The following is a 12159-nucleotide window of genomic DNA, read 5'->3' as shown; positions in this document are numbered from 1 at the left end:
CCGCCGAAGAGGTCTGGACCGCCATTCAACGCATGCGTGGAGGTAGCTGATGGGATTTGACCGGGAGACTTTGAGGGAGGCGGTCAAAACGCATGGCAAGGTGACCCGCGTGGTCATGGCCGCAATCCGAGGCTCGTCCCCGCGCGAGGTCGGCGCCGCGATGCTGGTCTGGAAGGGCGGGCAATCCGGAACGATCGGGGGCGGCACGCTGGAGTATCAGGCGGCTGAGGCCGCCCGGGTCCAGCAAAGCCCAACCCGCCTGTCCCGCCATGCGTTGGGTCCGGACCTCGGGCAATGCTGCGGCGGTGCCGTAACGCTGTTGAGCGAGGTCTATGACCTGAAATCCATCGAGGCCCTGGACGATACCGTCATCGCACGCCCGACTGCCGGTGGTGACATGCCATTGTCGGTCAAGCGGCTGCTGGCAACCGCACGCGCACAGGGTATCGCGCCTGACCCACAATTGCTTGACGGCTGGATGATCGAGCCGGTGCACACACCGACCCGCCAATTGTGGATCTGGGGGGCCGGTCATGTCGGACGGGCGCTTGTGGATGTGCTGTCGCCTCTCCCCGATCTTGCCATCACCTGGGTGGACACCGCCGCCGACCGGTTTCCAGCTGACATCCCAGCAGGTGTAACCGTGGTTCCGGCAGCGAACCCGGCCGACCTCGTGCGCCACGCACCGGTCCAAGCCGAGCACTTGGTGCTGACTTATTCACACAATCTGGATCTGGAACTGTGCAACCGGCTATTGACGCACGGTTTTCACTTTGCCGGGCTGATCGGCTCGGCTACGAAATGGGCGCGATTCCGTTCGCGCCTGGCTGCGCTGGGTCACTCACCGGCTCAGATCGCCCGGATCACCTGCCCGATCGGTGACCCATCGTTGGGCAAGCACCCGCAGATGATCGCAGTTGGTGTGGCAGCGCAAATTCTGCGCCCCGCCCGACAGAACGACTTGAAGAAGGACCAGAGCGCGTGACCACTCCACTACTGAGCTTGCAGGGGCTGACCAAGGCCTATCCCGGCGTCGTGGCCAACGACCACGTGTCCTTTGACATCGGTGAGGGCGAAGTTCACGCCCTCCTGGGCGAAAACGGCGCGGGAAAATCCACGCTGGTGAAGATGATCTACGGGCTGGTCAAGCCGGACAGCGGCACGATGCTGTTGCGCGGCCAACCCTATGCGCCGGCCGAGCCGCGTGCGGCCCGTGCCGACGGCATCGCCATGGTGTTCCAGCATTTTTCGCTGTTCGACGCGCTCAACGTGGCCGAAAACATCGCCCTGGGCATGGAAAGCCCGCCGCCGATGGGTGATCTGGCATCGCGTATTCGCGAGGTCTCGGAGACCTATGGCCTGCCGCTGGATCCGTATCGTCGGGTTGGTGACCTGTCCGCCGGTGAACGCCAGCGAGTTGAGATCATCCGCTGCCTGCTGCAGGACCCAAAGCTGCTGATCATGGACGAACCTACCTCGGTTCTGACCCCGCAAGAGGTAGATATCCTGTTCGAAACACTGAAAAAACTGCGGTCGGAAGGAACTTCGATCCTGTACATCTCGCACAAACTGGAGGAAATCCGCACGCTGTGCGACCACGCCACCATTCTGCGGCTGGGCAAGAACGTGGGTGAATGCACACCCAGCGAAACATCCGCCCGCGACATGGCAGAAATGATGGTGGGATCAGCCCTTCAGACTCCTGAACGGTCCGGGCGCGAGTTCGGACCCGTCGCGCTGGATGTTTCCGGGCTTTCGGTTCCGTCCCCTTCCGAATTCGGGACCGCACTGAAGAACGTGCACCTGACCGTCCGCAAGGGCGAGGTTCTGGGTATCGGCGGCGTGGCGGGCAACGGTCAGGACGAACTGCTGGGCGTTTTGTCCGGTGAAATCCTGACGGACGCGGATGCGATCCGCTTCAACGGCCAGCCGATCGGCAAACTGGGCCCGACGGCCCGGCGCAGACTGGGTGTGCTGACGGCCCCAGAAGAGCGGTTGGGACATGCCGCGGCGCCGGACATGAGCCTGACGGAAAACGCTCTGCTGACCGGCTCGGTGCGCGAGTCTCTGGAGAAGAACGGTTTTTTGAAATGGGCCGACACCCGCGTGTTTGCGGAGAAGATCATTCAGGCATTCGACGTGCGGACCCCGGGGCCGGAAAACGCCGCGCGGTCGCTGTCGGGCGGCAACCTGCAGAAATTCGTCATCGGCCGGGAAGTCCTGCAAAACCCCGAAGTGCTGGTCGTGAACCAGCCGACCTGGGGCGTCGACGCCGCCGCAGCCGCTGCGATCCGTCAGGCCATTCTGGACCTTGCGGCCAAGGGAACGGCGGTGGTCTGCATCAGCCAGGATCTGGATGAACTGATGGAAATTTCCGACAGTTTCGCCGCCTTGAACGAAGGGCGCCTCAGCGCTCCGCGACCCACAACGGGCCTGACCGTCGAAGAAATCGGTCTGATGATGGGCGGCGCGCATGGGATGGAGGTGGCCCATGTGTAGCCTACACTGCCGCCTCTGGCGCAAGAATCCAAAAAAGACGAAGACTTTGGGGGGATGAGCAAATGATAGTGTTGGAGAAACGGCCACAGCCGTCCAAAGCGTGGTCTTATGCCACCCCTCTGGTCGCAGTGCTGGCGACCATGGTCTTCGGCGGGTTGCTGTTTGCAATTCTGGGCAAGAACCCGGTCGAAGCAATCGGAACCATCTTCTGGGAACCCCTGTTCGGCGAGTTCTCATTCTACTACCGACCGCAACTTCTGGTGAAGGGCGCACCGTTGGTTCTGATCGCCATCGGTCTGTCGCTGGGCTTCCGCGCCGGCATCTGGAATATCGGCGCCGAGGGCCAGTACATCATGGGCGCTATCTTCGGCGCCGCGGCCGGCCTGGCCTTCTACCCGCTGGATGCGTGGTACGTCTTTCCAATCATGGTGATCGCCGGCGCGTTCGGCGGCTGGATCTGGGCGATGATCCCCGCCTTGCTCAAGGTTCGGTTCGGCACCAACGAGATTCTCGTTTCCCTGATGTTGGTTTACGTGGCCGAGCAGTTTCTGGCCTCGATGTCGCTGGGTCTGCTGAAAAACCCCGAAGGATTCGGATTTCCCGGCTCGCGCAACCTGCAGTCCTATGAAAGTGCCCACAATGCCGAACTGTTTGCCGGAACAGGCATGCACTGGGGCGTCGTCGCGGCCTTTGTCGCGGTGATCTTTGCCTATGTCCTGCTGAACCGGCACATGCTGGGGTTTCACATCCGCCTTACAGGCGAAGCTCCGCGCGCGGCACGATTTGCCGGCGTGAATCCCCCCCGGCTGATCCTGTTTTGCCTGGGGCTGTCGGGCGCGTTGGCCGGTCTTGCCGGAATGTTCGAGGTCTCGGGCCCGTCCGGCGTGGTCAGCATCGACTTCAACGTGGGCTACGGCTTTACCGCGATCATCGTGGCGTTTCTGGGCCGTCTGCACCCGGTGGGCATCCTGCTGGCCGGCGGCCTGATGGCGCTGACCTATATCGGTGGCGAAATCGCACAATCCCAGCTGGGGCTACCCGCTGCGGCCATCCAGGTGTTCCAGGGAATGCTTCTGTTCTTCCTGCTGGCCTTCGATCTTTTGACCAACTACCGCATCCGTGCGGCCCGTAGCGAGGTGGCGTGACCATGGACCTTGGAGAAATTAATCCTGTTCTTTTGCTGGCCTCATTGATGGTTGCCGCAACACCGCTTCTGCTTGCGGCGATCGGAGAGCTTGTCGTCGAAAAGGCCGGCGTTCTGAACCTCGGCGTCGAAGGCATGATGATCGTGGGCGCAATCAGCGGATTTGCGATCTCGGTCGAGACAGGCTCGCCATGGCTGGGTTTCGTCGCGGCGGCCGTTGGCGGTGCACTGCTGTCGTTGCTGTTCGTTCTGCTGACCCAGTTCGCGCTGGCGAACCAGGTGGCCAGCGGTCTTGCGCTGACGCTGTTTGGCTTGGGCTTCAGTGCACTTCTGGGCCAAAGCTATGTGGGCATCAAACCGCCCAGCATGGGGGACATCCATATCCCGCTGCTCAGCGATATTCCGGTCATCGGCCCGATCCTGTTCCAACATGATCCGATCCTCTATGTCGGGATCGCGTTGACGGCAGCGGTATGGGCCACTCTGAAATACACCCGCGTCGGGCTGATCCTTCGTGCGGTGGGTGAGAACCACGATGCCGCGCATGCTCTCGGCTACAAGGTCATCAAGATCCGCATTATGGCGATCCTGTTCGGCGGGGCCTGTGCGGGGCTTGGCGGTGCATATATCAGCCTGATCCGGGTCCCTCAGTGGACCGAAGGCATGACCGCCGGAGTCGGCTGGATTGCTCTGGCTCTGGTGGTGTTTGCCAGCTGGAAACCGTGGCGTGCCTTGCTGGGTGCCTATTTGTTTGGCGGAATCACGGTCTTGCAGCTTAATCTGCAGGCAGCGGGCGTTGCCATACCTGTCGAGTATCTGGCAATGTCGCCCTACATCATCACGATCCTTGTGCTTGTGATCCTTTCGGCCGACAAGAGCAGCGCACCTGCCTCACTGGGCCGGACCTTCCACGCCTCGCACTAGAGGCCAACTGTACCAACTTGGGGAGTAACTAAATGAAATTCACTTCACTTCTGGCAAGCGCCGCCATGGCACTTGGCCTTGCCACGGGCGCCGTGGCCGAGGACAAGACAAAGGTCGGTTTCGTCTATGTCGGCCCGGTGGGCGACGGCGGCTGGACCTATGAACACGACAAGGGCCGTCAGGCCGTCGAGAAGCACTTTGGCGACAAGGTCGAAACCGTGTACGTGGAATCGGTGCCCGAAGGCCCGGATGCCGAGCGCGTCATGACCCAGATGGCGCTGGAAGGCGCCGACCTGATCTTCACCACCTCGTTCGGCTACATGGACCCGACCATCAACGTGGCCAAGAAATTCCCGGACGTGAAATTCGAACACGCAACGGGCTACAAGACCGCCGACAACGTGTCGGTCTACTCGGCGCGTTTCTATGAGGGTCGCGCTGTCCAAGGTCATATCGCCGGCAAGATGACCAAGTCGAACATCATCGGCTACATCGGTTCGTACCCGATCCCCGAAGTGATCCGCGGCATCAACTCGGCCTTCATCCACGCCAAGAAGGTGAACCCGGATGTCGAGTTCAAGATCGTCTGGGCCTACACCTGGTTCGATCCGGCGAAAGAGGCCGACGCGGCGAAGGTTCTGATCGAACAGGGCGCAGACGTGATCCTGCAGCACACGGACTCGACCGCACCGCAGGCGGCCGCACAAGAAGCCGGCAACGTGATCACTTTCGGCCAGGCCTCGGACATGAGCGAATATGCTCCGATGCCGCGCGTCAGCTCGATCATCGACAACTGGGCGCCCTACTACATCGCGCGCACCCAGGCCGTGATGGACGGCACCTGGGAGTCGGTGAACACCTGGGACGGCATCAAGGAAGGCATGGTTGAAATCGGCGAGATTTCCGACGCCGTTCCAGCCGACGTGAAGGAAGAGGCGCTGGCCCTGAAAGCCGCGATTGCAGATGGCAGCTATCACCCGTTCACCGGGCCGCTGAACAAGCAAGACGGCAGCGCCTGGCTGGCCGAGGGCGAAGTGGCCGATGACGGCACTCTGGCCGGCATGAACTTCTATGTCGAAGGGCTGGAAGGCGACATCCCGCAATAAGCGGGACATGTACTGTCAACAAACCCAAAGCCCGCCGGAAACGGCGGGCTTTTTCAGTTCCCGGAACGGTTGCCGAAACTGCGCGCTGCCAACACGATCCGGGATGTGGCGGTCAGGAAACACAAGCTGCCGAATATCCACGCCAAGGCGGCAAACGCATCTGGCACCAGACACACAAGAACAAGGAAACCAATCGTTTCGGCCCCCTCCAGCAACCCACCGGAAAAATACAGGGCCTTCTGCCCTCTGGCGTCGGTCTTCAAACCGTGCCGATCGGCCAGCAGCGAAAAGCCCAGGAAACTGGTGCCGTTGAAATAGAAGGACAGCAGAAGGAAAGCACCGGCCACGCCATTGGAGGCCGGGTCAGCCAGAATAAATGCGAAGGGGATCGCGCCGTAGAACAGAAAGTCGCAGGTGATATCCAGATAACCACCGAAATCGGTGCCGCCCCGGGCACGCGCAACGGCACCGTCCAGGCCATCCGCGAGGCGCGACAGCAGCAAAGGCACCAACGCCCAGTACGTCGCGCCAGCCACGATCAGGCCCGCTGCGACCAAACCAAGAGCCAGCCCTATCAGCGTCACCTGGTTTGCCGTAAAGCCCAACCGCGCGAGAAAACGGCCCTGAGCGTTCAGGGCCGGGTCGATAATCGGGCGGATTTGCGCATCAAACATGTGCGGCAGTTAACCGGGGACAGGCGCCATTTCCAGACACAATAGCGCGAGAGCACTCACGTTCCCGCCATCAGTGACCGCTTAGAACCAGCGTATTCACCGGCATCAGGATCAGACGCAATCGCAAGCCTGCCGCATGAACCACACCGATCGTGTCCACGACATGCAGGAATGCCCTTTCCCAGAATCCCAGATCTTCGTGTTCAAGCCTGTCGTGATTGTCGGTGTAGACATTGGCAAGACAGTTGCTGCCCGGGGGGACCTTGTCGGCCAGCCCTTCATAAAGCGGCTCGAGATACACGAGGATTGATCCGGGGGTTGTGTTCTGTTGAACGTCGCGCAATTCGTCGGTGGGCCGGATCTGCCCCGAAGGGATCACATCCTGCACCTGGACCACAACGACCGGAATCACCGTGAATGGCCGTGTCATACAGCCCAGCTCTCCGATCATTCCCGGTTTGATCACCTGCGCAGACATCTGGTTGAAAGCCGCCTGAAACCGGTCGCGGCCGGAATCCGTCGGAACCAGAATCCCCGCCGGGCGCATCAGCGGGCTGACAAAATCGCCGACCCGCAGCCCGAACTGCTCGACCCGGCCCGTCACACCGGCGCTGATTGTCGTCTTGTCCAATTCGGCCAGAGCGGCATCCAGCTGCGCCTCTGCGCTCGCCAACTGGGCAGGGATCAGTTCTTCGATCTTCTGAACAACGGCCGCCTTTTGGGATTGCGCGGCCAGAACCTTTGCCTCGCGCTCGGCGACAAGGTTCTCCAGTCGCTCGATCTCGGTCAGGCGGACTGCGCTGGATCCCTGATCGCGCAGGGTGGTGTTGCGCTCCAAATCCTCGAGCGCCTGCGCCAGCGCCGCCTGCGCGCCTGCAATGCCGGCTTCGGCCTCGGCCAGATCCGTTTGCGCGACCTTCAGCGAGGCCTGTATCTGAGCAATCTGGGCATGTGCGGCTTCGACCTGCGCGCGCTGGGTGAAATCCTCGATACGAAAGATCGGCTGACCCGCGGTGACCATCTGGTTGTTGGTGACATAGACCTCGGAAACGCGCCCACCCAGTTGCGGAAGAATCGTCACGGTCCGGAAATAGGACGCCGCCGTTTTGCTTGCCGGATGGAAGTAGAACAGCGTGGTAATCACCGTCAGCGCAAGGATCGCGCAGGCGGTCAGCCCCCAGCGCAGTTCGTACCACATGGTGAACAGCGTGATTTCGTGGCCTATCCGTTTTCCCTGAACGAAGCGTCGGAACAGAAAGTCGGGCAGAACGGTGACCAGTGCGCACAGAAATGTTTCGATCATGCGTCAGTGCTCCTGCGGAGCGGTGGGCTCAGGGTCCGGCTCGGCGGGCGGAGGAGACGCCCCGGGTGCCAGTGACCGAATTGCATCTGCAATCGCGCGCAGGGGCGCAGCAAAGTCAGGAAACTGAAAACCTGCAACCAGGATGGCGGCAACCCAGAATAACCCGTTGTGCGTAAACAGGGCCAACAACGCCAGGATACCAACCAACTGAAACTGCGGGTGGTTGTTTTCATGGGCCATCTTCTCGGGGATCGAGTGCAACGTAAAATACGCGACACCGATCAGCAGGATCAGACCAACCGTGAAGATCACCATGAAATTGAAAAGAAAATCGCTGCCATCCGCCTGGGTCACATATGACGGAATGTGCCCTGTGGCCATTGGGTGTAGGTCTGCGGTGGTCACCCTGCCCTCCTGCATTTTTGGTTGTGAATGTTTGGAAGGGTTGATGCTCAAATTCAACCCTGATTAAAACTTGGGACGACAATTGATCAAAGACCCCCGTTCGTCGGGCTCATTTCAGGCACTCTCATGACACTCAGGCTTTCCAATCCCGACGGCACTGACATTGGCCGTTTCACCTTTGGCACGATGCAGTTCGGGGGCCGCGCCGATGCCGAACAAAGCCGGGCCATGTTCGACGCCTGTCGCGCGGCCGGCATCACGCATTTCGATACAGCTTATGTCTATACCGACGGTACGTCGGAAACGTTGCTGGGCCAGATGATCGCGTCTCAACGCGAGCAACTGACGATCGCCACCAAAGCGGGCTACACAGGCGGCGCCGGCGCGGCCAACATCTGTGCGCAGTTAGACATGTCCCGCAAACGCCTGGGTCAGGACGTGGTCGACCTGCTGTACCTGCACCGGTTCGATCCGGACACCGATCTTGCCGAAACCATGGAGTGTTTTGCCCAGCTCAAAGACGCGGGCAAGATCCGCTATGTCGGCTTGTCGAACTTTGCCGCCTGGCAAGTGATGAAAGCCGTGCGCGTCGCCGCAGATTTCGGCCTGGCCATCGACGCGCTGCAACCGATGTACAACCTCGTCAAGCGGCAGGCCGAGGTCGAGATCCTGCCGATGTGTGCGGATCAAGGTATCTCGGTTTTTGCCTACTCGCCGCTGGGTGGCGGATTGCTGACCGGAAAGTACTCCCATGGCGGTGCAGCCGGTCGGCTGTCCGAAGATGACCGATATGCCAGCCGCTATGGAGCTGAATGGATGGCCGAAACAGCTGCCGAGCTGGCCCGTTTGGGACATCAGGCCGGCGTGGATCCGGCGACTCTTGCCGTCGCTTGGGTTGCCGCCAGCCCGTTTGCCCCGTCGCCGATCATATCGGCCAGATCTGCCGAACAGCTGGCACCGTCGCTGGCTGCGCTGACGTTCGACCTTCCGGCTAATCTCTATGCCCGCATCACGGCGCTCAGCCAGACGCCGCCACCGGCGACGGACCGGCTGGAGGAGGTCCAGTGATTGATTTTCTTATTATCGGCGGCGGTATTGCCGGTCTCAGCGCCGGCGCGCGTCTGTCCGAGCATGGATCGGTGACCGTACTCGAGGCCGAGGACGCGCTGGGCTATCACGCCTCGGGGCGATCGGCGGCATTGTTCGAAGAAGGTTATGGCCCACCTTCGGTCGTGGCTCTGAACAAGGCCAGCGCCGAGTTCTTTTTTACGAACGACTATCTGACCCCGCGCGGGCTGATGCTGGTGGCCAAAAGTGATCAGGCCGACCAGTTCCGCAAAGACCTGAGCGAGCTGGGAATGGCAGAAATCTCAGTCGCCGATGCGTTGGTCCACGTTCCGGTCCTGAACCCGGAATCCGTTGCGTACGCGGCGCTGAGTGAGGGCGCTTACGACATCGACACCGACCGAGTGCTGCAGGATTTCGCCCGCACCATTCGCGCCAATGCGGGATCGGTACTGACCCGCCAAAAAGTGACGCGGATCCGCAAGGACGGCAATTGGCTGGTGGAAGCGGCCGATGTCTTTCAGGCGCGCACCATCGTCAATGCCGCTGGCGCGTGGGCGGACGAGATCGCAAGGATGGCCGGGATCGCATCGATCGAGATCACGCCGCGCCGCCGTTCCATGGCCCGACTGCCAGCACCCGGGGGCCATGATGTGAAAAACTGGCCGATGATGCTGGGCGCGGGTGAGACCTGGTACGCCAAACCGGATGCCGGCAAGCTATTGGTGTCACCGTCCGAGGCCGACCCGGTGGAACCGCATGACGCCTATGCCGACGATATGGTGCTGGCCGAGGGCCTGGCCCGATACGAAGAAATGGTGACCAGCCCGGTCACCCGTGTCGAGACCAATTGGGCCGGGCTGCGCAGCTTTGCCCCGGATGGCACGCTTGTTCTGGGTCCCGACCCGTCGGATGAAAGCTTTGTCTGGTCTGCCGGTCAGGGAGGGTACGGGTTTCAAACCGCACCGGCCGCGTCGCGTTTGGTTGCTGATCTTGCGCTGGGCCGCGCGCCCGAGTTGGATGCCGCGATGGTCTCCGCGCTATCCGTGACCCGGTTACGCTGATGGGCGGGCGGAAACTGCCTCCGACGGCAAGCGTCGCCTCTCAGGGTGACGGCGCCAAGATGATCGCTCCTGCGGCCAGCCGAAATACGGAAGCCTTGTGCGCGTTGCTGGCCGAGATGCCCATCGCCACTGGAAACGCATTGGAACTGGCCAGCGGTACGGGCCAACACGTCGCCGCATTTGCCCGTATTTTTCCCGACCTCACTTGGCAGCCGAGCGAGATCGATCCCGCCCGCCGGGCCAGCATCGACGCCTATGCGGAGGGCCTGCCAAACATCCTTCCCGCCGTCGAGCTGGACGCAACCCTGCCCGGGTGGCACCAAAACTTTGGCAACCAGACCCTTATCATTCTGATCAACCTGCTGCATCTGATCAGCTGGAAAGAAGCCCGGAATGTTCTGTCCGAGGCCGCATTGGCCCTTGGCCCCGGGGGGCGGTTCGTTCTCTACGGACCGTTCATGCGCCAGGGCAAGCTGATCAGCGACGGCGACCGACGCTTTCATGCCGACCTGACCCGGCGAGACCCCGAGATAGGCTACAAGGACGACAGCCAGATCAGCAACTATCTGGAAAGCACAGGGCTGCGGGTTTTCGGAGTGGTTCCAATGCCTGCGAACAATCTGGCTTTTGTCGCAGAAAAGCCCTCGATCTGATCAAGATCAAAGCCGTTCCGACGCCGCTGATACATATGCAAGATGTAATATGTAAAAGAGGCACAAGACATGACCTGGTCAGACAAGCTTGCTGAAACGCGCAGCGGATTGCGCAACCTGAACGGAGCCATACCAGATACCGCCCGCGCTTTCGGCGCGCTCGGGAAATCGGTCAAGGAAGGCAGAGCACTGGACTTCAAGACCAAGGAGTTCATCGCCTTGGGCATGTCCATCGCAGTACGGTGCGAACCCTGCATTTCGTTGCACACCGAAACACTGGTCAAGGCCGGCGCTTCTCGTGAGGAATTCTCGGACGTTCTGGCCATGGCGATCCAGATGGGTGGCGGTCCGTCGATGATGTACGCAGCCAAGGCGCTGGAGTGCTTCGACGAACTCAGCGCATAGCCAAATAAAGGCCCCGGAGTTGTCCGGGGCCTCTGTCCGATCAACCGTCCTTGCGGATGGTCTCGTTCTTGGGGTCATAGGGGCTGTCGCACGTCACGACCGCATCCCACAGCTGGTCCAGCATTTTGACCTTCAGTTTGGTACCTTCCACGGCCAGATCGGGCTTTACATAACCCATGCCGATGGATTTCTTGAAAGCCACCGAATACCCGCCCGAGGTCAGACGCCCCACGCGCTCACCTTCGGGCGTATACAGCGCCTCGCGGCCCCACGGGTCGGCATCCTCGGGCCCGTCGATCAGCAGGGTACAGCATTTCACCCGTACGCCGGTTTCGATCAGCTTGTCCTTGCCGTGGAACTCCTTGTCCAGATCGACGAAACGCGGCAGGTCGGCCTCGAGCGGGGTGGCGTCGCGGCCCAGTTCGGTGCCGAAGGCGCGATAGGATTTCTCCTGCCGCAGCCAGTTCTGGGCGCGGGCACCTACCAGCTTCATGCCGTGCTTCTCGCCGGCCGTCTCCAGAAGGTCGAACAAGTAGTTCTGCATCTCAATCGGATGATGCAGTTCCCAGCCCAGCTCGCCGGTATAGGCCACGCGGATCGCGTTGACCGGGCACATGCCCAGTTCGATCTGACGTGCCGACAGCCACGGGAAGCGCTTGTTCGACAGGGCGGTTTCCGGCTCGGCGTCCTTGATGACCTCTTTCAGCACATCGCGCGATTTCGGTCCGGCGATGGCAAAGACGCCCCACTGGGTGGTCACGTCCTGGATCTCGATGTAGCCGAACTCGTCCATCTTGTCCTCGGCCGCCTTGCGCAGGAAGTCGGCGTCATACTCGGTCCAGGCACCGGCCGAGACGAGGTAGTACTCGTTCTCTTTCAGCCGCACGATGGTGTATTCGGTGCGGGTGGTGCCGTGG

At 61.3% G+C, this 12159-nt stretch carries 13 protein-coding genes; 9 read left to right on the top strand and 4 right to left on the bottom strand.

The window, feature by feature from the left end:
* Positions 1–49 precede the first annotated feature (49 nt).
* The 5 genes from xdhC (at position 50) to AC2FM5_RS17595 (ending at position 5673) form a co-directional block, all read left to right on the top strand.
* The gene (gene xdhC, locus AC2FM5_RS17615) at positions 50–985 is read left to right on the top strand and encodes a xanthine dehydrogenase accessory protein XdhC (protein ID WP_496737129.1); all 936 of its coding nucleotides are present in this window, start codon (positions 50–52) and stop codon (positions 983–985) included.
* Positions 982–2499, top strand: a complete 1518-nt coding sequence (locus tag AC2FM5_RS17610) for an ABC transporter ATP-binding protein (protein WP_170370916.1) — start codon at positions 982–984, stop codon at positions 2497–2499. The genes xdhC and AC2FM5_RS17610 overlap by 4 nt, the downstream gene beginning before the upstream one ends.
* Before the next feature lie 62 nt (positions 2500–2561).
* Positions 2562–3644: an ABC transporter permease gene (locus AC2FM5_RS17605; protein WP_170337475.1), complete on the top strand. Its 1083-nt coding sequence runs from the start codon at positions 2562–2564 to the stop codon at positions 3642–3644.
* Between the two features lie 2 nt (positions 3645–3646).
* Complete coding sequence (locus tag AC2FM5_RS17600; RefSeq protein WP_170337474.1) at positions 3647–4567, top strand: ABC transporter permease; 921 nt, start codon at positions 3647–3649, stop codon at positions 4565–4567.
* A gap of 32 nt (positions 4568–4599) precedes the next feature.
* Complete coding sequence (locus AC2FM5_RS17595) at positions 4600–5673, top strand: BMP family ABC transporter substrate-binding protein (protein WP_170337473.1); 1074 nt, start codon at positions 4600–4602, stop codon at positions 5671–5673.
* Between the two features lie 53 nt (positions 5674–5726).
* On the opposite strand, the gene AC2FM5_RS17590 is transcribed toward AC2FM5_RS17595, so the two are convergent.
* The 3 genes from AC2FM5_RS17590 to AC2FM5_RS17580 form a co-directional block, all read right to left on the bottom strand.
* Positions 5727–6347 carry a CDP-alcohol phosphatidyltransferase family protein gene (locus AC2FM5_RS17590; protein WP_170362846.1) on the bottom strand — a complete coding sequence of 207 codons (621 nt, stop codon included), beginning with the start codon at positions 6345–6347 and terminating at the stop codon, positions 5727–5729.
* Positions 6348–6417: 70 nt separating this feature from the next.
* A complete protein-coding gene (locus AC2FM5_RS17585; RefSeq protein ID WP_170337786.1) occupies positions 6418–7650 on the bottom strand; it encodes an HlyD family secretion protein in 1233 nt (410 codons plus the stop codon).
* Between the two features lie 3 nt (positions 7651–7653).
* Complete coding sequence (locus AC2FM5_RS17580; protein WP_170368933.1) at positions 7654–8031, bottom strand: hypothetical protein; 378 nt, start codon at positions 8029–8031, stop codon at positions 7654–7656.
* A gap of 150 nt (positions 8032–8181) precedes the next feature.
* Between AC2FM5_RS17580 and AC2FM5_RS17575 the strand changes: the two genes are divergently transcribed.
* The 4 genes from AC2FM5_RS17575 (at position 8182) to AC2FM5_RS17560 (ending at position 11242) form a co-directional block, all read left to right on the top strand.
* A complete protein-coding gene (locus AC2FM5_RS17575; protein ID WP_496737125.1) occupies positions 8182–9123 on the top strand; it encodes an aldo/keto reductase in 942 nt (313 codons plus the stop codon).
* Complete coding sequence (locus tag AC2FM5_RS17570; protein WP_496737123.1) at positions 9120–10184, top strand: NAD(P)/FAD-dependent oxidoreductase; 1065 nt, start codon at positions 9120–9122, stop codon at positions 10182–10184. Before AC2FM5_RS17575 ends, AC2FM5_RS17570 begins: the two co-directional genes overlap by 4 nt.
* Positions 10184–10837 carry a DUF938 domain-containing protein gene (locus AC2FM5_RS17565; RefSeq protein ID WP_170366703.1) on the top strand — a complete coding sequence of 218 codons (654 nt, stop codon included), beginning with the start codon at positions 10184–10186 and terminating at the stop codon, positions 10835–10837. Before AC2FM5_RS17570 ends, AC2FM5_RS17565 begins: the two co-directional genes overlap by 1 nt.
* 69 nt (positions 10838–10906) lie before the next feature.
* Complete coding sequence (locus tag AC2FM5_RS17560; protein WP_496737121.1) at positions 10907–11242, top strand: carboxymuconolactone decarboxylase family protein; 336 nt, start codon at positions 10907–10909, stop codon at positions 11240–11242.
* A 40-nt stretch (positions 11243–11282) separates the two neighbouring features.
* On the opposite strand, the gene AC2FM5_RS17555 is transcribed toward AC2FM5_RS17560, so the two are convergent.
* Positions 11283–12159: aminomethyl transferase family protein (locus AC2FM5_RS17555; protein WP_496737119.1), on the bottom strand; the 877-nt coding region annotated here is incomplete at its 5' end.

The organism is Ruegeria sp. BHSA162, assembly GCF_059613385.1.
The sequence above is the reverse complement of the archived record's forward strand: the minus strand, read 5'-3'. Positions and strand labels throughout refer to the sequence as shown.